The organism is Roseibium sp., assembly GCF_965216085.1.
Taxonomy (GTDB): domain Bacteria; phylum Pseudomonadota; class Alphaproteobacteria; order Rhizobiales; family Stappiaceae; genus Roseibium.
This window is the reverse complement of the sequence record NZ_OZ244138.1, coordinates 2,508,313-2,529,081: the sequence shown is the minus strand read 5'-3', so window position 1 is coordinate 2,529,081 and position 20,769 is coordinate 2,508,313. Positions and strand designations below refer to the sequence as shown.

The following is a 20,769-nucleotide window of genomic DNA, read 5'->3' as shown; positions in this document are numbered from 1 at the left end:
TACAGTCTAATAACGCCATTGTAGGTATTTGTAGTCATACTTGAACCAATACCTGAACAAGATCGGACCAACCGACCGGCGATATCAGATCGACGAAAGGACATGGAGATGTTCAAACACGTGATCGCCGTGCTTACTATCCTAGTGGTGGGCACTGCACCTGCATTAGCTAAACGCGTTGCCTTGGTTATTGGCAATGGCGCTTATGAGCACACTGTTGCTCTTCCCAATCCCGCAAATGACGCGGAAGTTATGGCCGGTAAACTGCGCGGCCTTGGCTTCGATGTGGTTTCCGGTACGGACCAATCCTATGGCGACATGCGCCGGACAGTTATGAAATTCGCGAAAAAAGCTTACGGTGCTGATATCGCGATTTTGTTTTATGCTGGCCACGGCATGCAAATCGCCGGGCAAAATCTTCTTGTTCCGGTTGACGCTAAGATCGAAGACGAAACATCTCTCGATTTTGAAACCATTTCCGTGGATTTCATCATGCGCCAGATGTCGAAAGACGTGAAAGTGCAGATGGTGTTCCTGGATGCCTGCCGCGATAACCCGCTCGCCCGCACTTTGGCGCGCCGCATGGGCCCGAGCCGGTCCGGCAGCGTTGGCAGCGGCTTGGCGGAAATCAAGGTCCAGGAAACCGGCGGTGAAGGCTCTGTGATCGCCTTTGCAACGAGCCCTGGCGATGTCGCCCTGGACGGCGATGGTGCAAACTCTCCGTTTACATCTGCTTTGATCCGGCACATTGATACGCCGAATGCCTCGATCCAGACCGTTATGACACGGGTAACCGGTGACGTTTACGACTCTACCGAAAAACGCCAACGGCCTTGGGTAAATGCATCCCTCATTGGTGAGGTCTTCCTCAACAAACAGGCCAATAGTGCGACCACACAGGTCGCAAGCCTTGGCGATTCGGCCACGACCACACAACCTGCAACACCTGCACCATCAGCTGCCGCCACCCAATCGACTATCGACTGGGAACGCGAAAAGCTGGTGTGGAATACGGTCAAAGAAAGTGACACGATCGCCGATTACGAAGCCTATCTCTCGGCTTATCCAAATGGCACGTTCACTAATTTCGCCCGTAATTCCATAAAACGCCTGCAATCCGGTTCTCAAGTTGCCGCCCGCAACTCGTCAGCAACCGATGCAGCGGCCGCCAACCAGAATACTGGCGTTGCAACGACGGCACAGGCTTTGCCCGATCCACAAAAAGCGGTGCCAGGCACAGCACAAACTGAAGCTGCACTTGGCTGGAACCGTTCGTCCCGCCGCGAAGTCCAGACTCGTCTGAACCTGACTGGCAATAACGTTGGACGCCCAGATGGTGCCTTTGGTCCCAAAACACGCGCTGGCGTCAGCGCCTGGCAGACCCAGAACGGGCTGATCGCCACAGGGTATTTCACTGCCGCTCAGTATGTACTGCTAACGTCCCAGACCGCCACTCAGTACTCAGCGTATATTGCGGAAGTCAACCGGAAGCGGGCCGCTGCAAAGACGACATCCCGCAGCACGACCCGGCGCGCAAACAACACCACATCGAACCGCACCACAACACAAAGAAACAACAACAGTGGCGGCGGTATGAACCCGGCCGGCGCGGCCTTCCTTGGCGGTGTTGTCGGCGGTATCATTGGCGGCGCAATCGGACGCTGATTACCCCTCCAGATCTGATATCAAAGGCCGGTCGCGAGACCGGCCTTTTTTTGTGTGAAACAGGTGTGACACGCATATCTCTCCCGCGTAAAATGCTAATCCACTTTCATGCTGATGCGTGCGATGTTCGAACTTCGCGCAAGATCCAGTAGGGTCACAACTTCCTGAAAGTCGATATCGTCTGCCGGGAGCAAAAACACATCTTCGGCGCCCAAACCCGCCAGCCGGTTCAGTTCCTCAACCATTTTGGTCTTCGGAAAATCGATACCGTTGATCGTGACGGAGGAAGTGTTCGGTTCCTGTCCAGACCGGATTGTCATCAGCACCGACGGTGCTTTTGCTGGCGCCGCAGTGTTTGTGCCCCCCGCGCCCTGCTCCGAACGCAAAGACACATCCAGCGGCTGCCAAACTCCGAAGGTCGACGACAACAAAAAGAACATCACCAAAATGAATATCACATCGATCAATGGGGTCAGTGCAAGCCGTTTGCGCGCCTTTAAAGGTTTATCGATCCGCAGCATTGGTGGTGTCCGTTGTTGCACTTTTTTATAGTCACGCAGATTTTTGGCTTGAAGGCAAACACTGGGAACCAAATTGACCAGGCGTAAGAGGTTTCATAGGCTGGATCCCACACAGAGTTCCGGCGAATGTCAAAGATGTGCGCACAACTTGATAATCGAACTCAACTGACCGCCGTTGTGCGGATCGGACTGGTTGTTTCAGCAGCTATCTTGCTTCAACTTTTGGCGTCGAAAGATGCGAGAGCAGGCCTTAAAATCTGCAACGGATCTCTTGATCTGGTGAATGTCGCGGTCGGCTATGAGACCGATGACGGGATCCGGACCGAAGGCTGGTGGACCGTAACTGCAAACGCCTGCACCCATTTGATTCAAGGCGATTTGAACCATTCTAAGTACTATCTTCATATTGCCGATGGTTTTGGTGAGAGCCGTCTTGCCGGTGACATCACACTTTGCATCCGGGAAGAAAAATTCGTTTTGTATGATGGTGACCAATGCTGGCAACGTGGTTTGATCGAAGCCGATTTTTATCAGGTCGATACGGAAGGCGCACAAGACTGGACGGTTTTGCTGTCCTATGATTGAACATAAACTGCATGGTTTTTGCGTAGTATACGGAAGAGCCAGAATTCGGGGTTCGGGGGAATAGATGTTATTTTTTAGGGTCACGGCTGCAGCCTTGATGGTTCTCGCAACAGTCATTCCAGTCAATTTAGCAATTGCGCAGGACGTTTCAGGAAAAATCGGCCTGGAACTCAATCATGTTCAGCCCAATCAAGCTGGCGGCTGCCGGTTATCAGTGATTGCCACCAATGGATTGGAACGACCTATAGATAAACTGGGATTGGAACTAGTTGTCTTTAACAAGGACGGCATCATTGACCGCTTGATGCGGCTTGATCTTAGGCGCATGTCTGCGGGTAAAACCAAGGTTCAACAATTCGATCTGACAGATGTTCCTTGTGACGGTCTCTCCCGGCTGCACATCAATGATGTTCTAAACTGTGTCCCCCCGGCAATTACCGGCGTCTATTGCCCAGACCTTTTGGAATTGTCGAACCGGACAAGTGTTCAATTCGGCGACTAATTTGTATTTTATTTGATCCTGCTAGCTGGTTGGAGAAGTGGCAAAATGATTGCATCGCCTGCGTCCCTCCTTGAATTTGGCGGTCCTGTTGTTCTTTTGCTGCTGTGCATTTCTGTCATCGCGCTGACCGTAATTCTCGGCAAAATCGCGCAATTCTGGTTCGTCCGGGTCGGACGCCACACCAGCGTTCGAAAAGCTGTCACCCAGTGGAGGACCGGCGACCGGGCTGGAGCCGCCCAGAACCTTTTGAAAGACAGATCGTTGTCTGCCGCACTTGTGCGCAGCGCAATGGACGCTCTTCAGGCCTTGGACCGGCAACAATTGGCTCTCCAAGAGCGGGACATCCGCGAGGAGCGATTGCGCGAGGAAGTGTCTGCGCGGGCCGCAGACCGGCTGTTTGGATTGGCAAGTTGGCTAAAAGCCCTGGATCTGGTCACCCAGGTCGCACCTTTGCTCGGGCTGTTTGGCACCGTGCTCGGGATGATCGAAACCTTTCAATCGCTTCAGGAATCGGGTGCTTCGGCTGACCCGGCCAGCCTTGCGGGCGGAATTTGGGTCGCACTACTGACGACCGCTTGTGGACTCGCAGTCGCGATCCCGGTCTCCGTCGCCGTCACCTGGTTCGAAACCCGGCTGGAAAAGGAACGGGCAACCCTGGAGATTTTGCTGACCGGCGTCTTCACGGCCGGGCCGGCCAAATGACGCCTCACCGGGTTACCTTAAAGGCTGCGAGCGAATAAACACCCGGTTGATCCAAAACGCTTGAAATGCGGCTGGCCGGCAGTTTTCCGAACTTGCCCGGCTGCTTGCCTTTGGGCCGGTTCCAAACGGCCAGCACGAGCGCGGTTTCCTCGTTTCCGGCAGACAACATGGTCACCGGGATCCCGAACTTCCACCCTCCAGCCCGGCCCGGGTTTGTTTCCGGCAAGATGTACGCCCGGCCATCATGAATTTGCCCGGCGTCATCCACCAAATAAAGTTCCGGTGGCCCTCGTCCGGTCAGATCAACCCCATTTTGTTCCGCAATCACAATTTTGCCGATCGGGAGATCCCGCCCAATCACACCCGAAACGGCCGTCCCGCTCCTCACCAGGGTTTTATCCAGTGAGATCAAATCGGCCACTTCAATACCTTGATAGAAACCAAGGGCATTCAAAAGCTGACATTGGGGCCGAGTTACAATCCGGACCTCGATACTGGCATCGAACCCCTGATCTTGAGAGAATCTCTGGTCAAACATTACGAAGGGCGCGATTGAAGCGCCAAAGGCCGTAATCAGCGCGGTGTCAGCCCCTGCCGACTGCACTGTCAGATGCGCGCAGTCTCCGAGCTGATAAGCTGCAACATAAGATTCGATCCGTTCAGTCGGGTCGAGCGTTTCAACATCGGCCGGAGCGACGGTATCCGGCTCAACCGTGGTCTGAGGGGCGTTCGGAACCGGTTCTGGCTCCAAATCTGTTGGCGTCAGGGCATCGACACCCTCAAGCGGATCGACCGACGCAATCTGTTGATCGACCACAACACCGTTCGAACTTACAGGTTCTGGTATAACGGGCTCGGGAACAGTCACAGGGACTGGGCCGGCTCCTGGAGCGGGCGGTCGAACGGCCTCAGGAACCGCGACCGAGGTCTCTATACCAAGACCTACAGGCACATCAGCCGAGACAGTTGGCGTAGTTTCGACCACTTGAATTTGTTCAGTCTGGGCTGTGTTATCCGGAGCAAGGGCCACTAATACGTCGCCAGAAACTGCGGGCACAGTCTCAACCACTTCAATCTGTTCTGTTTGATTGGTGGTGACCGGATCGCTGGAAGCCGCTTCGACACCGACCGCAGTCACAACTTCCTCAACATCATGGATTGCTTCACTTGATGAGAGCGGGACGTTCTCTAGCGCCGATTGCGCATCAGGCAGAGCTGTTACGACTTCGACAGTACCGACGCGCCCTGCCACTTCAGGCGGTGTTGTGGCGGCGGCGTCGGTTATCACTCCAATCACATTCAGCGGTGTCTCCGCGATATTCACCGCATCAACTGCTGCTACGTCTGTCTCCTCGACAATCCCCGCTGGCTCAATTGTTTCAACAGCCTCAATTGCTTCAACCGTTGGCGTGGGTTCAGCAACAGAGGGTGTGATGGGCTCTGTGACCAGCGGTTCAATTGATTGATCAGTGTCTAAGGGGGGCGTTTCCACCAGTGGCTCTGTGACGTGTTCAGCAACACTTTCCAAGGCGACCGGAGCGGCCACAACGGCCTCTGAGGTCACCGGCGCTGCCGTTTCCGCGGCAACCGTTTCGGCGATCTGGTCAGTCTCAGCCGTCTCAGCAGCCTTAAGAGCCTCGGGTTCGGTGACAGTCTGCGGATCTGTTTCGACGGACGCCACACTGTCAAAGAGCGGTCCGCCGGTTTCCAAAATGATTTCCGTTTCGAGCGGTTTTGGCTCATCCAGCTGCTCCGACGGTGCAAGATCTGGAAACCCGTAGACAAGAACGAGAAAATGAACCGCTAGGGACACGCACAAGCCCGCGGCCCATAATCCGGCCGACAATCGCCCGTCGGATGTTTCTCTGGAATAGGGAAGGATCGCCGTTGTCACTGACCTGCGGCCTCCACGGTGATCAACGACAGTGTTTTCAGCCCGAATTCTTTTGCGCGCTTCGCTACTGCACTCACAGAACTCATCTGCGCGCGGCGGTCCACCTGCAAAGATAGCTTGCCTCCGCCAACCGCAAGATCAGCAAGAAGTTTGTCAATTTCTGGGTCAGAGAGCTTTTCTGCGCCCAGCCAGATGCCTCCCGTCCGGTCGAGTACCAAACTGCCTTGCAGCGTACCGCCTCCATTGTCGGATGTTGTTTCAGCCCAATCGAACTCATTCGGCAAAGGCGGCCGGAGAGTGCCGGACACAAGAAGGAACACAAGCAGCAAAAACACAACATTGATCAGGGCCAATGAGCTGTCGCGTTTTGGCCCCTTAATCAACTCTGGAAGGTGGATCGGTTTGCTGAAACGCTTCATCTGCCATCACATGCTCTTACGGCAAGACCTTGATCGTTGTTGCTGTGGCCCGCAAGACCGCTCCATCCCGTTCAAGTCCTTCAAAGAAGCTCGCCGCCCGGTTTTTGGCGGCACTCGCCAAGGCACTTTGAAGGTTCTTGCCAACAAGGGCAATGATCAGTCCGGTTTCTTCAGTAGACCTGTTGAGCTGCAGCGGAATCACAAACCCCGCCCCGCCATCATCTGACAGCAGATAGGCGCTGAGATTTGAGACCTGTCCGTCGCTTGCAACGATAATCAATCCCAAATCCCCGGCAGCGGGATCAAACCCGGAGATCCGGCCAGCCATATTGCTGCCGTTTGGAACAACGGTTCTTTGCATATCCAATTGAAGCTCAGTCCGCCCGGTGCCTTGAGGCGTTGCCCGCAAAAACGTAACAGCCGCACACTGCGCATCCGTGACCAAATTGGCCTGGATCGTCGCCTCAAATCCTTGAGACTTTTTGAAATCACCATCAAACGCGATGAACGGCGGTGTCCGCGCGGCAAATCCTTCGATCTCAGCAGAGTTGGCCGCGATCTTCACCGGCTGAAGATACATGCACTCTCCGGATTTATAACCCGTAACATACTTCCGGATCCGGTCTTCTGGTGTCATCTGATCTGTGCTGGGCGCAGGGTCGGCCGGTTTTACAGACTGTTCTATGATGACGTTTGTCCGATCCTGTAGATTGCCGATAATCTGCTCATCCTGCGATTTATCTTCTGGCGCCTGTTGTCCGGCCGTATCCTGAATATCGGGAGAAATTTTGGGAGGCTCTGGCGTAACAGCCGGTACTGGTTCGGGGTCCGGTGGCTGATCTGGAGCCTCCGGGGCATTTTCCCGAGGAGTTGCCGCCAGGAACGGCCGTTCGGGCCCGGTGTCTTCCACCGTTGGTCCCGCGATGAAGAAAACACCGGCCGCCCCAAGCCCAGCAAAACCGATCAAGGACAAACCGAGCAATATCCGGCGCGGCCAATTCGGTTTGGCAAGGTCCTGATCTAAAAGTTCCTGCTCGGGCGGTGGGCCAGGCTGGAATTGAATGACGGTCTTATCCGGAATGCCGGACTGCATCGGCGCGCCCATCGTCCAATTGGCGATTTCTCGCATTGATGCCGGACGGTTTGCCGGGTCCGGCTGCAGCATAGCTTCCAGCAAAGGTTGGAACCGCAAGTCGATCCCTTCTAGCGGCGGCAGGATGCGCCGTTTTTCCACAATCTGGGCTTGTGTTCCGCCCATATCGAGCTGTTTCCCTGTCAAGGATTCCGCGATCACCAGACCAAGGGAATAAATGTCGCTGCGCGATGTCACCTTGCCATCAAAAATGCCGACTTGCTCCGGCGACACATAATTGACCTTGCCCGCAAATCCGTCCCCAATGATGGTCGGCCCGCTGGCCTTCGATTTGGAAATGCCAAAATCAATGATCTTTGCCTGACCGACATCTCCGTTTTGCAGGATAATATTATCCGGCGAAAGATCCCGGTGAATGACCTGGCAATCATGCACGGCCTGGAGGGCTTCGGCGAGCCGCTTTAACAACCGGTAAGCGGCTTCCGGTTCCAGCGCGCCCTGTTCCAGTCGCGAACTGAGCGATGGGCCAGCCACAAATTCCATTGCCAGATAATAGATGCCGAGCTCCGGCTCCTTGGCGAAGACGAAATATTGAGTCAGTGCCTCATGGGTCAGTTTCTTGAGAATTTTGGCTTCCCGGCGGAACAAATCGACGATCATCTGATCCCGAGCGAAGCTGGCAAGCAATACCTTGATGGCGACCGGATCGCCGCTTTCTACATCCCGTGCCCGGTAGACGGTCCCGATACCGCCGTCTGCGATATGCTCTTCAATCTCATACAGATTGTTCAGCCGCGTTCCTTTGGGCAGCAGATTGTCGGGAGGTGTCATTTGCGGTCCTCTGCCTGCGACGAGGATGATTGGTCGATGTCAACAATGACAACGGTCACATTGTCGGATCCACCGCTTTCAAGCGCACCGTCAATCAACCCTTTTGCGGTCGCTTTTGCCGCGCTGTTCATCAAAAACGTCTCGATAACGGCATCGTCCAGATGGCCGGTCAAACCATCTGAACACAGCATAAAGCGGTCAGAAGACCGCAAATTGCCGGATACTGCATCCAGTTCGAGATCCAGCCCAGATCCGATGGCCCGGGTGATCACATGGCGGCGCGGATACTTCTTGGCTTCTTCTGGCGTCAGAACCCGTTTGTCGACCAGGTCCTGAGCCTCGGTATGGTCTGTTGTCAGCTGTTCAAGCCGCCCGTTGCGGAACCTGTAGACCCGGCTGTCTCCAGCCCAAAGACAAACAAAGTGGGATCCGTAGGTCAGAAGTGCGGCAATTGTGGTTCCCATCCCGGCACCATTAGCGTGTTCGGCTGCCCGCTCGATCTGGTCTTTCGCCCGGATGACATGGTTTTCGAACTGGTCAAACAGGTTTTCCGCACTTGTTGGATTGGAGATGCCGGTCAACGCTTCACGGACTAGTCCAGATGCGCGGGCACCGTCATTCATACCGCCGGCACCATCCATCACGGCATAGACCCCTAAGTCCTCATCGATGAAAAACGTATCCTGGTTTTCCTGACGCATGCGCCCGACATCGGTCAAGCCAACTGCAAATCCATGAAGATTGTCCTGTGCCTTCAAACGAGCCGTCATGTCTGCAGATCCTCCCGAGACTGCCCATGAACATCCCCTGCCGAACTTCCCCCAGTTTCTTGATCAGATAACTCGGGTCTTACCAACATTTTGAAAGCCGCTGCCTCCGGCATTCCGGAAAACTTGAACCGATAGGTTTTCCCACGCGCCCCGGTCCAAAATTCAGACTGCAAATCGTCCACCTGAGGTCCGGCCAGAGCAAAGCCAGTCCGATCTTTTTCTTTCGAGCTGACTTGTACAGTTTCCGCCTCCGGCAACGCATCAACATCGCTCAAAAACTGCTCGAATGTCGCTTCGTCCCTCAACGTTGCCAAAAGCGTGTTTTCCAAGTCAGCGAACCATTTGTCTGAGGGATAGTCTCCGTCCCCAGAGCGCTTGATTTCAGCCACAAGTGCCAAGGGATATTTGCGTCCAATCCGGTCGACATTCGGCATGAAAGCCCCGGCTACGGCAGCCTGCAAAGGGCTGTCCTTTCCAACCGGTTCATTCAGAAACCTCCACACCGGCATGGTCATATAAGCCTCCTCCCATGCCTCTTTCAGATCGAGGCGGGCCTGGCTCAGGCCCTCTTGTAAAAACGGCTCCCAGATCTCCAAGAACCCGGCCGGACAATCCCGGCTGACGAAGTCCCCGCGCATGGGCAACTTGCCGAAATATCCGCACCCCATAACGTCAAAAACTGGTCGGGCATCGGAACTCACCGACGGCCGACAAAAAGAATGGATTGGGTTTTGTGCCTAAAGTGACGGTAAAGGCCACTTGCCGGCCGCCCAATGTCCGTCGAATGACGAAGCTTTTGCCTTTCGAACTGACCCGGTTTGCCCGCACGAACCGGTAGAACGCCCAGTCACCATGAATTTCCTGGCGGGATTTGTAGCCGGGCACTTCCGGGACAACCACCAGAACCATCCGGGGAGTTGCCGAATTGCCAGGCCAGTCAAAACTGGCTGGCAGTGGCTGAATTTCAGCGTTGAAGCCTGGCCCGCGATTGACCAAAACAAGATTGCCGTTCACTTCCATGCTTGCCGCATCTGCCTGCGGCGACAATGCGCGGGGCACCACTTGCAAGCCAACCGAGGGATAGGCGTTGCCGGTCGGAAAAAACGCATCCCGGATCAAAGCGGCCCGTTCGAACTGGCGCAAGGTGGCATTGGACAGCCGGTCCGCCTGGGTCACCTCCGGTTTCCAGGTCCACGGCCGCGCGCTTGTATTCACCAACGGCTTCAGGTTCTGATCAAAAAACTGCTGCATGATCCCGGACGGAGAGAACAGCTTTGCAAAATCCGTCATCGCGACTTCAGAGCGGCCATTGTTGAACGGATAATTTCGGCCAACGATTTTCTGGCAGCTGCCAACGACATTAATTTTAAGTTTTTCGTTGAGCTGCGAGATCGAAGTTTCCTTGTATTCCTCATCGAATTCTTTTGCCGCTTGCTGGATCAAACGGTCAATCGGGCTGGGAAATCTGGTGGCGTTGCTGCGCAAAAGTGAAGCTTGGATTTGAACGTTAGAGTTCGCGGTTTCGCTCTGCAGCGGGTTGTTCGCAACGACCAGCAGATTGTCGAGAATGTTTTTGAAGTTGAGCAGCAACGCATCGATCTTGCGGCTGTTGTTTCCTTCAACAAGAACATGATAGGGCCGGAAATAATCCTCGATGGCTTGCCCAGGCACAACACCTGGATCGTTTTGGCCACCTGCTGCGCCAATTGCGCCTGAAATGCCTTGGGGCGCCAGCAACTTCAATCCCGCTTCCAGGCCAATGCGCTTCAGACCACCCGAAGAATCAATCACATAGCGCTGGAAGACTTTCTCTGCAGCCCCAGCCCCGACTTCCTTGGCCTGGCCGCTGGAGGCACCAAGTCCGCCGCCGTCACCTGCGGATTGATCTTTTGTCAGCGATGTTTCGCTGCGGACACTTTCCAACAGCTGGACGATGGGCGACGTCGGCGCAGAGACCGCTTGCAGGGTCGTATACAGCGGCTTGTCACTGCTCATCGACTTGAATTTCAGATTTCCGAGCGCTGTGTCCCAGGCCGCGATAAAGTCCTTGGTGTAAAGCCCCAGGATTTCCGCCGGCAGAGATTGGTATTGGCCGGAGAAAGCGGTCGCCTCGCCGATCTTGCCGAAAATCCAGTTGTCGCGTTCCAGCTCTTCCCGGATCCCGGCCAAATTCGGCAAAACAGTCAAATGGAAGCCTGGATAGGTATAGAACTTATCGACAACCACTGTATCCAGCGTATCGCCGTTTTCCGTTTCAAAGATCGTTTCCATATCCGGACCGCCGCGCTGTTTGGCGATCCAGTGTTCAGCGCTGAGACCTTTGGCCCGGGATTTTAATAAGGCATAGCCGCGTTCGGCCAGGCTGACCCGTGCCAGTTCACGCTGGACTTCCTCAACAAGAACCCCGTCCAGCTGGCTGGTCAGCACAGAGCCGCCGAAATCCAGATCCAGCATCGCCGCAATATGGCTGTTTAACTGGAACCGCAGGGCTTCATTTCCAGGTCCAGGGAAACTTGCCAGGAAATCCGCGCGGAAGGAATTTTTGATCTGCTCCTTGTCGATCTCCGGCGCGTCGCCCGCAACCATCCTGTAGAGCTTGGCAAGATTATAGAGCACATCAATTTCGCTGCGGTCCGGCCCTTGCCGGTTATCCAGAACATCGGCCATCTGTTCTTCAATGCGCAGCAACAGCCGGGGTCTTAAGAGCCGCTCCAGACCGCTCCGGTAGGACGATATCCCGGCTGCCACCAGCCGCTCCCGCTGACTGAGTCCAAATTGCTCCATGAGAGGAATGTCGTCATCCCGCGTGTTGTATCCGGCGGGAAGTGAACGCAAATACAACAAGATGGCGTTTACATCGACTAAGTTATTGTCGCGCACGATCCTTTGATCGATCACCCCTTCCCCGTTCGACCGGACTGTGGCAACCGCCGCATTCGTCTCTTCGATCAAGGCCTTGTTGTTCAGATAACTGATGGTCCACACAGTTCCCAACCCAACGGTCAGCAGTCCGATGGCCGCATAAGCAGCAATCCGTGCGGCGGTCGCTAGACGCACCGCCTGCCGGTTGTTCGAGACCCAGCCGGATTCTCCGATGATCACCTTTGTCAGCAAATCGCGAAGGAAATAACTTTTGCCCTGCCCTGAAAGGGCCGCGGCCTGATAAGCTGTGCCGAACGCCTGGCTCATCGAACCGATTACCCGGTCAATCGCGGTTCCAGTCTGGGTCCCAGAGGTAAAATAAAACCCACGCAGAACGGCATTCGGATAATAGCGGCTTGGCTCAAAAATGGCGTTCATGAAGCCGATCACCCGGTCCTTCAGCGATGCGACTTGGGTCGGCAGGCCGAACAACATCAGCCGCGCGCGTGGATCCGGTTCTTCCTGTAAGCGGTCCGGCAGTTCCTCATTCAAGCGTTCAATCAGAAGATCAAATTCGGCGGGAGTTTCAGCGACCATATTTTTGTTTTTTTCGCGGGTCTGAAACGTTGCGCCCCACACCAGGTTCCGGCGGGTTTCCGGATAGGAGCCAAAAAACTCCATGAAGCCGGCAATCGTGTCGGCCTTGGTAAAAATCATGTAGACTGGAAAATCGATTTTGAGCGTCTTATAGAGTTCGACCAATCGGGCCCGGATCGCATCGGTGTGCAGCTTGAGATCTTCTTCTGGAAGCGTCATCAGGTCTTCCAAGCTGATCGACACCATGACCCCATTGATCGGTTGCTTCGGCCGCGCTTTGCGCAGGATTTTCAAGAACCCTTGCCAGGCCTCCCGGTCGTGTTCCTCATCTGAATCCTGCGTTGTATAACGCCCGGCCGTGTCGATCAGCACCGCGCTTTCGGCAAACCACCAGTCGCAGAACCGGGTGCCGCCCAGGCCTTCCAGTTTTTGCGCTTCGCCCTTTCCGCGGGAATTGGCGAATTTCAGACCGGATTGCATCAAGGCGGTCGTTTTGCCGGCTCCCGGCGGACCGATCATCAAATACCAGGGCAGATCATAAAGGTAGGTTCTGGAATTCCCGCTCGCTTTCTTGAGCGTTTTCAGCGCATCGGCCATCCGCTCCGACATGATTTGCAGATCTTCTTCGCTCGCTTTGGGCTGAAGAATTTCCTGTTCCAGTTCCCGGTTTGCCTTGATCCGTTTGTAAATCCGGTAAACCTGCCAGCCGCCGATGCTGAGCAGGATCAGCAAGGCCAGCGTTAAGCGCACCCACAAGGGTTCGAACGGTCGCACGCCTGCGATCGCCAAGAACGGTCCGCCAAACCAGATCAAGGCAATCAAGGCAAAAATGCCTAAGAAAATCGCAATAATTCCAAACCAGAACTTCATCCAAATAGCCTTTATTCCTGGTTTTTCTCACCAAGTTGCAGGGCCGCGACCGGCCGTCCGGGCAAGGGTTTGACGAAGACATCCACTCTCCGGTTTTTCGCCTTTCCCTCGCGGCTTGTGTTCGGCTCAATCGGTTCATCGGCGCCTCGGCCTTCGACCGTGATCCGGTCCGGATCTTCCAGGATCCCTTGCATGATAGCGGCGACCGATTTGGCGCGTTCGACGGACAGGTGCCAGTTGCTCGGGAACCGCGGATTGTTGCGGATCGGGTCACTGTCCGTGTGCCCGACAACTAGGATTTCGCCGCCCTCTTCATTCAATGTTGCGCTGACCTGAATGACCAAGTCCTCGAACTCCGGTTTCAAGGTCGCTGCGGCCACATCAAATTGCGCGCGCATGCGCAGAAGGACAGCAGGGCCCGCCTGCGATATCTCAAGGCCGTCCAAACCGCCGATCCGGTCGTTCAAAACGTCAATCAGAGCGTCCTCTGGCGGAGGCGGTGGTGGCGGCGGCTTGGGTTGATAGCCAGCACGGGCAAGCTCAATCGGCCCGCTCGGGAAAAGCGCGGCTTCCCGGCTTGCCAGAACTTCACTTCCTCCCGAGAGCAGCAGAAGCAATGTGATGTATCCCCCCATCAGGATTGCCGCGCAGATTGCGGCGACCGACCAAATCGGGATGGAAAACCCGGATTTCTTCTGCATCAGTTCCAGGCCGCGCCAATGGGGCGAGAGATCATCGCCCGGACGTGGCCGGACGCGGCGCAGGATTTCATGAAGATCGCGACGTTCGCGTTCCAGGCCTTGCTGCCCGCCCTGGATGGCCCGGTATTTGCCGAAAAACCCGAGTGACAGACAGGAGTGCATGACTTCCAGAACGCCATAATTCCGGCCTGGATCCTGTTTGGCCTTTTCCAGAAGCTGGTAAAACTCGACACCGCCGGTCGCCTGCCCAAAAAACTGGGTCAGCATCGAATATTGGGTCCACTGGTGGCGGCCGGCAGATGGCAAATTCTGGACAATGTCGTCCGATGTTGCGCAAAGGGCATAGGCGGCTGAGCGGATCTGATCGTCGGTTATGCCGGAATTTCTGAGTTCCTTTTCAAAGCTCTTGATCGCGTTATAAACGTCGCGCATCAGCGCATCGAACTGCGCATCCGTCATGGTCAGATGCAGACGCCCCAAAAGCAGCAACAGCGGCGCGGCCGCACGCGAAATCGGATTTCGGTTCGCGACCCGGATCTGCGCCAAATCAGGTGTTGCCGCCAATTGCCCTTGAGTGGGCGGCGGCGGTTGTTGTGGCGCGGCTGGTGCCGCCTGCGGCGGATGATGCAGGTCCGGCGCTTTTTCCTGCCCATATTCATAGCCGGTTGGGGTCGGGGCATATGGATCTTGGCCCGCACCACCGCGTTGCCACGGATCAGCTCCCGCAGCCTGTCCCGGCGGTTGTTGCGGCGGCGGGTTGGGCGGCGGTTGGTTTATCTGACCGGGCGGCGCTTGCGGCGGCGTCGCTTGTGCAGGCGGCGGGGCGTCAGACGGTGTTTCGCTCCACCGGCCGCCAGGATTTGGCCGGACGATGGTTTTGCCCTTGCGTTTGGAAACACCAAAGGGATCGTCATCGTCGGCCATCAACGGTCCTCCCGAATGGCGTAGAATTCAAGCTGCAGGTCCGGCCAATTGCCTGAGAACTGAAGGCCAATTGCTGAATCCTGGCTGAACTCGCGCCACAGCGGTGTTGTCTTGTCGAGACGGAAATAGACCCGGTCGGTCAAAGCCCGGATTTGTGCCGGCGGCACAGGCATATGAATGAGCGGGATGCCCGGAAGGTTCGAATAAACAATCTGGCGCATTTGGCTGAACGGGCCGACCTTGAAGAGCCTTGGGAACTCTGTCTGGATTTCCGTCAAGGGGCGGCGCGCCGCAACTTCGATAACAAAGTTGGCTTGGGAGAACAGATTGCGGTCGACAATCGTCGATTTGAACGCATTCGGTGCAAGCTGTTCGAGCGGCAGACGGATCGCACGCCGGTCATAACCAGCCGATAGAAACGCCTGTATGTCAGCCAGTACAGGCTTGAAGATGTCGTGTAACCGGTCGTGATCATAAACCGGATAATTCCGCGCCCGGCGCTCTTCCGTGGCAAAGGTTGCCAGTTCTCCGGCAACCTGCAGCAGTTCGCAGTAAAGGCGTTCCGGATGAATGTACGCCGATTTGCGCAGATGCATCAGCATCGGATGCATCCGGTTCAACATTTGCAGCGTCAGATAATCAAAGTTCTGCAATCCGCCGCCAGCAGATGTATCAGCGGCATAACGCGCCAATTCACTGAGCTTGCGTTCCACCCAGCCGATCACGGAATCGATCCACCCAGTCACCACAGGATGAACGTGACAGGCCAGAACTGGCGGCGCAAAGGACCCGTCGGTGATCACAATCCGGTCCTTGATTTCCGTGATCCGCGCCACCGGCAGGCAGACATGGCCGGGATGCGGGGTTGAGCGGATCGAATACATCAGCCGCGGATGGGCAACATCGATTTCTTCTTCCTGGCGCAAGGCCGAGGTGGAATCAATAATCGTTTCCCGCCCTTGAACGTACCGGGTCGCCGCATCATCCCGGCCATTTGCGACTTCAACCGCATTGACGGTGGTTTCCGGGATCCCGAGCCAAACGATTTGTCCAGCGGCATCTTCGGGGACATCAATCGCCGGCGGCGACGTTCCATCTGCCGGGAAATTAAAAACCGTACCGTCTGGAAAAATGCCGCGGCCGTGGCGCAGGGCAAACCGGCACTGCTGACCGACATCCTGATCGATTTCCACGTTAGCAAAGCCCCAAGGATAGGGCGAAGCAAGGCGCACCCGTTCGTCGAGCAAATGTTCCGCGTACCGGTCACTTTGCTGCAGATGGTGCGGCCTTAAAAACAGGCCTTCGGTCCATGCGACCTTGCTATACCACGACATATAAGCACTGCTCCTTCAACAAACGGCACATGCTTGACGGCACCTCAACAATTGGCACCTAGAACCCAGGGGCGTCCCCCTCGTCTGCACGGCTCAATTCCTCATAATTTTCCGTAAAATACTGGGTGAACACACCCACCAGACCATCATCATGAGCGCTGACCAAGGACGTCCAGCGTTCCTCCAGCCGGTCCCATTGTTTGGCTTTCAGGTTTCCAAAAGTGCTTTTCTGAACCAGGCCCTCAGACTCAATGGCCTTGGGCGACAAGGTCTCCTCGAACCGGGCCGCAGCTTTTTGCATGGCCGAATAGGTCCAGACATGATGTTTTTGAATATCCTTGAAGGCACTCGACATGGCTTTGCGGATCGGCAAATAGCCATTTTCCTCGGCGCTCTTGGACAGCATGGTTTGCAAAGCGGCCTGAGGTGTTGGCGAGAACTTCAGCGCATTGTTGCCGCTCCGGCTGATCATGGTCCGGTTGGCATTGCGCGTCATGGCTTTCACCTGACTGCGCGCCGCCAAAAGACCCATCAAATCGCCTGTTATCCCGGTCAGGATTTCTCCGAGTTCACGTGCAAGCTCTTCCGGCTCCCGGCCCTCAAGCGCCGATTGCGGAATGCCGGCGCCTTCTGCAAAGGCTTTCAAGAAATCAATCGCCGTAGTGACCGGCTCTACCGCGGCTGGATGTGATTGAACAGCGACTTGTTCAGCTGGCTCAGCCTCACCAGGTTCTGAACCGGCAACTATCTCAACTGGTTGCACGACAGGTTCAGCTGGCGCAGATGTCTCTGGCGCACTGGAGACCTCGGCAGCCTTAATCACTTCTTCAAACGGGTCCGGCGTGCCAGATTGAACTGGAGGTGCGGGCGGAGCTGCCGGATCTGGGAAAACCGGCTCTGGAGCCGCATCGGTGACACTGGGCGAGCTCTCTACCTGAGCTTCTGGCAAAGGTGGGGCTTCTTGTGTTGGCGCAGGTTTCTCTGGCCCTAGATCCGGCATTCCGAACAATGGCGCGGCCAGTTCAGCACTCCTGTCCTCGCTCGCAAACGGCGATGCGGGTGGCGGGTCCTGCGGCGCCGGGTCACTGTGCGCAAACGGTTGCGGCGCTGATGGTGGAAGAACTGACGAAGGCTGTAAGTCCGGCTGAGGTGCCAGATGGTCCATCGGGTCTGCCTGCACCGGGCGCGGCGGCTGTTGAATTGGCGTTTCCGGTTGCGGCGAATAAAGTGCCGGATCGGCATTTCCCCAGCCGTGACCTTGTTGGCTCCAGACATCATCCGCCGGAGTACCGATCCCCGGCGCATCTGACGGCGGTGCGTGGCGGCCTTCCATCCCAGTTTGCGGCGTGCCCCAAGGGTTATGAGCCTCTGGGATGGGATACGATGGATCTTGGGCTGCGGGCGCAGCTGCGGGCCAACCTGCACTTTGCGGAACGGCCGGTTCCGGCGCGCTTTCAAAAGGAGAGGCCCATTGATTACCGGCCGGAGCACCTGCAGGATCAGGCGCGGCTTGAACCGCATCCACTCCTTCCAAATCCACCGAAATAATGTAATCGCCGATCATGAACCGGTCACCAGACTTCAAACCATGCGGTTTATCCATCCGGTTCGGACTGCCGTTCATAAAGGTGCCATTTGTCGACATGTCATAAAGGACAAACCCGTTGCCCTCGAAGCGGACTTCGCAGTGTTTGCCGGAAATTACCCTATGCGGATCCGGCAGGCTCCAATCGAGATGTTCATGCCGCCCAATATCAAAACCACGGTCAGAGCAAGTATAAGACACCTGCCCACCGGTCTCGAGCCGATCAACATTCTCAATTCGGAGAGTGATTTGCATCCGTGCTTATCCTCCTCCGGTCCCAGCCGCAATAGCCTCAGCTTTGGTAAGGCCAGCACCCGCTGAAACGGCCGGCATTGTAGCGCCTTCTGCAAACGCAAGCCCGGCATTCAGACACGCATCGATTGCTTCGGAACGATCTCCGGGGCCGACCTGTCCCACCGCAATCAGCAACGCCGTATTCACCGCTTTGGCGGTCAAATCATCGGGCGTTTCGACCCGATGGTCTTCATTCGGAGACAAGGATCCACCGGACCATCCAGCGGCAAATCCGACCCAGACAGCGGCTGAGTCCGCTTTGATGGATTCTGCCGCCTTTTTGACTGCCGCACGGCTGTCATCGTCGCCGTCGCGCACCCAGGCTTCGCACAATTCCATGATTTCGGCTTCTGTGCCGGTGAGATCTGGCAGCAAACCCGTCACACATTGATGCCCCCACCAAACCGCTTCACGCTTTGGCAGAACATGGGCAAAATAGGCAAGCGCGCTGAACGGCGGATCGACCTTCCGGAGTTCGTCCAGATAGGCTTGTGGGGCCATGTCGGTTTCCGGCCTGGCCACCGTCTCATCCAAATCCGGATAGGTCTCAAATACCTGGCTCGCTTTTGTGAACCTGATCCTGGACGTTGCCATATACGCACCTCCCGACCCTACAATCTAATTTCCGCTCGTCCCGACGATCAATTCAACATCATCACGCCGCCCTTCAGCCGCAGCAGCGCAGTGCCTTCAACGTTTGTTATTGTGCCTTTGGCATTCAACATCCCCGACGCCTTGATGTCGATCACGGGAGACTCGATCGAAATCGACGCCGGCGTCATGAGGATTTTGCTGGCACCAACAACAAACTCGATTTTCGCACCGGCCTGTACGGTCCAGTCAACTCCGATGGTTTCATCGCGTGTGATCCCGACCTCGGTTTCCCGCTTCATGCCGACAACGAGTTTTTCGTTCTTGCCAATGGTTGTTTCCCGGTCCCGGCCGATATCGAGTGTTTCATCAACACCGATTGTCGAACTGCGGCAGTTCTTCACTTCCCGGGTTTCGTTATTTTCAACAACCGTATCCAGATCCTTTTCGGCATGAACACCAATCAGTTCTTGGCCTTTGGTGTCGTCGAACACGAACTCGTTGTAGCCGCCACCGCCCAAGGTGGAATCCGATTTGACACCGGCTTTGTTCTTTTCACCCGGCAACGGATAAGGCGGCATGTTTTCCGCATTATACACCGTCCCGACCACGATGGGGTGGTCCGGATCACCTTCCAAAAACTGGACGATCACTTCCTGATCCACGCGAGGGATAACGATACCGCCCCAGCCCTGGCCGGACCAGATCTGACCGACCCGCACCCGGCGGGATTGGGTCTTGTCGCGATCCCAATGAAATTCAACCATGATCTGACCGTATTCATCGACATCAATTTCACCCTGCCCGACCACTTTGGCCGTTTGCGGCCCAGGAATGCGGGGTTTGCGGGTGGTTGCAGGTGTCCGGAATGGGATTTCAGCCGGCAACACGTCGTAGGATCCAGTATAAGCCTCGCCTTGAGACCCGCCGCCACCGCCGGTGCGGTACTGTTCGGTGATGATTTGGTGGCTCGCCCGCACAACAAGATATTCCTTGTTTTGCGGTCCATGGAAATGGTCCTTGAGCGTAAACAGCCCCCCAGCAAAAAGCCTTGGGACTTCACCGGCCGTCTCAACACGTTTGTCGGCGGCCTGCTCGGCTTCTAGACGGATTTTGCTGAAGTTTGTGCCCTTGTCTTTTTGCGTGTACCGGCCTGGATAATCATAATGTTCCAGTGTACCGGCCCGATAGGCAGCCCCGGCTTCCCGGTCTGCCTCCAAAGACGCACTTGGTTTTTCAAAGTCGTAATCGTTGACGGCGAATTTTCCGGTTCTAAACCGCCGTCCAGGCACCCAGTGATAAAGATGCTCTTCGTCCCGTTGGCTTTCACCGCCAAGAGGAATGAATGGAATGACCGGATCTCCCTCAATTGGACTGTAAGACGACTTGGCATCCGCCAGGATCATCGTGTGTTTGCCATCCTTGTGCTCGAAAAAGTAGGAGATCCCCTCCTCTTCCATCAAACGGCAGCAAAAATCGTGGTCAGACTCCCGGTACTGGACACAATAGTGGATTGGTTCGTAGCTTTCGGTCAGGGTCTTGCGGTAATCAGCAAAGTCGTGTTCGCCCAGCACCTCGGAAATAATGTCCGGCGCCGACATATCTTTAAAAATCCGGCAATTGGCATTCTTAGTGAGCAACCAGAACCAGGGACGCAGCGTGAGCCGGTAGACATAATAGGCATCCCGGTGGCCAAGCCAGCGTGCGTCGGTCAACAGACCATCAAAATGGCGCGTATCACCATTGTTGGTCGTGACTTTGACGGTCATATGCGTGGCAATTGCCTGATCAAAATCCAGATCTTCACGCTGGCTATAGACTTCAAGCACAATCTCAAAGTCCTGACTGATCCCTTCATCGACTTCGATTTTGACGAGTGAAACTTCGTCTTTACCGAAGACAGAGGTCAGTTGAGCCATCCGCTGTGATTGTTTGAGTTGACCTGAAACCACATCTCTCTCCCAGCGAATATCGGCGCGGTCGGAGCGCCTGTTGAAAAAATACCTTCCCTAGAATTAAGTCACATCGA

General features: G+C 55.7%; 16 protein-coding genes. 4 read left to right on the top strand and 12 right to left on the bottom strand.

Annotated features, from left to right (window positions below):
• The first annotated feature begins 108 nt into the window (after nt 1-108).
• A complete protein-coding gene (locus tag ACOOFE_RS11665) occupies nt 109-1,665 on the top strand; it encodes a caspase family protein (protein WP_420415070.1) in 1,557 nt (518 codons plus the stop codon).
• A gap of 95 nt (nt 1,666-1,760) precedes the next feature.
• Here the strand turns inward: ACOOFE_RS11665 and ACOOFE_RS11660 are convergent, their stop codons facing one another.
• Nucleotides 1,761-2,186, bottom strand: coding sequence for an ExbD/TolR family protein (locus ACOOFE_RS11660; protein WP_420415069.1), 426 nt, complete (start codon nt 2,184-2,186; stop codon nt 1,761-1,763).
• 135 nt (nt 2,187-2,321) lie between these two features.
• Here ACOOFE_RS11660 and ACOOFE_RS11655 point away from each other — a divergent pair, with 135 nt between their 5' ends.
• The 3 genes from ACOOFE_RS11655 to ACOOFE_RS11645 all read left to right on the top strand — a co-directional run bounded on the left by ACOOFE_RS11655 (nt 2,322) and on the right by ACOOFE_RS11645 (nt 3,975).
• A complete protein-coding gene (locus tag ACOOFE_RS11655; RefSeq protein WP_420415068.1) occupies nt 2,322-2,771 on the top strand; it encodes a DUF1036 domain-containing protein in 450 nt (149 codons plus the stop codon).
• A 64-nt stretch (nt 2,772-2,835) separates the two neighbouring features.
• Nucleotides 2,836-3,273 (top strand): hypothetical protein, encoded by a 438-nt coding sequence (locus tag ACOOFE_RS11650; RefSeq protein ID WP_420415067.1) that lies wholly within the window; start codon nt 2,836-2,838, stop codon nt 3,271-3,273.
• Between the two features lie 45 nt (nt 3,274-3,318).
• Nucleotides 3,319-3,975: a MotA/TolQ/ExbB proton channel family protein gene (locus ACOOFE_RS11645; RefSeq protein ID WP_141186598.1), complete on the top strand. Its 657-nt coding sequence runs from the start codon at nt 3,319-3,321 to the stop codon at nt 3,973-3,975.
• Nucleotides 3,976-3,979: 4 nt separating this feature from the next.
• Here ACOOFE_RS11645 and ACOOFE_RS11640 read toward each other — a convergent pair whose 3' ends face one another.
• From ACOOFE_RS11640 to ACOOFE_RS11590, 11 genes are read right to left on the bottom strand one after another with little or no spacing between them, the layout of a single operon-like run.
• Nucleotides 3,980-5,869, bottom strand: coding sequence for a hypothetical protein (locus ACOOFE_RS11640; protein ID WP_420415066.1), 1,890 nt, complete (start codon nt 5,867-5,869; stop codon nt 3,980-3,982).
• Nucleotides 5,866-6,288 (bottom strand): biopolymer transporter ExbD, encoded by a 423-nt coding sequence (locus ACOOFE_RS11635; RefSeq protein ID WP_420415065.1) that lies wholly within the window; start codon nt 6,286-6,288, stop codon nt 5,866-5,868. The genes ACOOFE_RS11640 and ACOOFE_RS11635 overlap by 4 nt, the downstream gene beginning before the upstream one ends.
• 16 nt (nt 6,289-6,304) lie before the next feature.
• On the bottom strand, nt 6,305-8,212 hold the full coding sequence (locus ACOOFE_RS11630) for a protein kinase domain-containing protein (RefSeq protein ID WP_420415064.1): 1,908 nt from the start codon (nt 8,210-8,212) through the stop codon (nt 6,305-6,307).
• Nucleotides 8,209-8,982, bottom strand: coding sequence for a PP2C family protein-serine/threonine phosphatase (locus ACOOFE_RS11625; RefSeq protein ID WP_420415063.1), 774 nt, complete (start codon nt 8,980-8,982; stop codon nt 8,209-8,211). The genes ACOOFE_RS11630 and ACOOFE_RS11625 overlap by 4 nt, the downstream gene beginning before the upstream one ends.
• A complete protein-coding gene (gene tagF / locus ACOOFE_RS11620) occupies nt 8,979-9,620 on the bottom strand; it encodes a type VI secretion system-associated protein TagF (RefSeq protein WP_420415062.1) in 642 nt (213 codons plus the stop codon). Before tagF ends, ACOOFE_RS11625 begins: the two co-directional genes overlap by 4 nt.
• A 34-nt stretch (nt 9,621-9,654) precedes the next feature.
• Complete coding sequence (gene tssM / locus ACOOFE_RS11615; protein WP_420415061.1) at nt 9,655-13,311, bottom strand: type VI secretion system membrane subunit TssM; 3,657 nt, start codon at nt 13,309-13,311, stop codon at nt 9,655-9,657.
• Between the two features lie 11 nt (nt 13,312-13,322).
• Entirely contained in the window at nt 13,323-14,936 is a 1,614-nt protein-coding gene (gene icmH, locus ACOOFE_RS11610; RefSeq protein WP_420415060.1) for a type IVB secretion system protein IcmH/DotU, read from the bottom strand.
• Nucleotides 14,936-16,270 carry a type VI secretion system baseplate subunit TssK gene (gene tssK / locus ACOOFE_RS11605; RefSeq protein ID WP_420415059.1) on the bottom strand — a complete coding sequence of 445 codons (1,335 nt, stop codon included), beginning with the start codon at nt 16,268-16,270 and terminating at the stop codon, nt 14,936-14,938. The genes icmH and tssK overlap by 1 nt, the downstream gene beginning before the upstream one ends.
• Nucleotides 16,271-16,328: 58 nt before the next feature.
• Nucleotides 16,329-18,110 carry a type VI secretion system-associated FHA domain protein TagH gene (tagH, locus tag ACOOFE_RS11600; RefSeq protein ID WP_420415058.1) on the bottom strand — a complete coding sequence of 594 codons (1,782 nt, stop codon included), beginning with the start codon at nt 18,108-18,110 and terminating at the stop codon, nt 16,329-16,331.
• Nucleotides 18,111-18,116: 6 nt separating this feature from the next.
• Nucleotides 18,117-18,743: a DUF6931 family protein gene (locus ACOOFE_RS11595; RefSeq protein WP_420415057.1), complete on the bottom strand. Its 627-nt coding sequence runs from the start codon at nt 18,741-18,743 to the stop codon at nt 18,117-18,119.
• A 47-nt stretch (nt 18,744-18,790) separates the two neighbouring features.
• The gene (locus ACOOFE_RS11590) at nt 18,791-20,692 is read right to left on the bottom strand and encodes a type VI secretion system Vgr family protein (RefSeq protein WP_420415056.1); all 1,902 of its coding nucleotides are present in this window, start codon (nt 20,690-20,692) and stop codon (nt 18,791-18,793) included.
• Between the last annotated feature and the right edge of the window lie 77 nt (nt 20,693-20,769).

Excerpts from the sequence above, each read along its gene's own strand:
- ACOOFE_RS11665 (WP_420415070.1), top strand. The coding sequence starts at position 109 with ATGTTCAAACACGTGATCGCCGTGCTTACTATCCTAGTGGTGGGCACT.
- ACOOFE_RS11650 (WP_420415067.1), top strand. The coding sequence starts at position 2,836 with ATGTTATTTTTTAGGGTCACGGCTGCAGCCTTGATGGTTCTCGCAACA.
- ACOOFE_RS11655 (WP_420415068.1), top strand. The coding sequence starts at position 2,322 with ATGTGCGCACAACTTGATAATCGAACTCAACTGACCGCCGTTGTGCGG.
- tssK (WP_420415059.1), bottom strand. The coding sequence starts at position 16,270 with ATGTCGTGGTATAGCAAGGTCGCATGGACCGAAGGCCTGTTTTTAAGG.
- ACOOFE_RS11625 (WP_420415063.1), bottom strand. The coding sequence starts at position 8,982 with ATGACGGCTCGTTTGAAGGCACAGGACAATCTTCATGGATTTGCAGTT.
- icmH (WP_420415060.1), bottom strand. The coding sequence starts at position 14,936 with ATGGCCGACGATGACGATCCCTTTGGTGTTTCCAAACGCAAGGGCAAA.
- ACOOFE_RS11660 (WP_420415069.1), bottom strand. The coding sequence starts at position 2,186 with ATGCTGCGGATCGATAAACCTTTAAAGGCGCGCAAACGGCTTGCACTG.
- ACOOFE_RS11630 (WP_420415064.1), bottom strand. The coding sequence starts at position 8,212 with ATGACACCTCCCGACAATCTGCTGCCCAAAGGAACGCGGCTGAACAAT.
- ACOOFE_RS11595 (WP_420415057.1), bottom strand. The coding sequence starts at position 18,743 with ATGGCAACGTCCAGGATCAGGTTCACAAAAGCGAGCCAGGTATTTGAG.
- tagF (WP_420415062.1), bottom strand. The coding sequence starts at position 9,620 with ATGCGCGGGGACTTCGTCAGCCGGGATTGTCCGGCCGGGTTCTTGGAG.
- ACOOFE_RS11645 (WP_141186598.1), top strand. The coding sequence starts at position 3,319 with ATGATTGCATCGCCTGCGTCCCTCCTTGAATTTGGCGGTCCTGTTGTT.
- tagH (WP_420415058.1), bottom strand. The coding sequence starts at position 18,110 with ATGCAAATCACTCTCCGAATTGAGAATGTTGATCGGCTCGAGACCGGT.
- tssM (WP_420415061.1), bottom strand. The coding sequence starts at position 13,311 with ATGAAGTTCTGGTTTGGAATTATTGCGATTTTCTTAGGCATTTTTGCC.
- ACOOFE_RS11635 (WP_420415065.1), bottom strand. The coding sequence starts at position 6,288 with ATGAAGCGTTTCAGCAAACCGATCCACCTTCCAGAGTTGATTAAGGGG.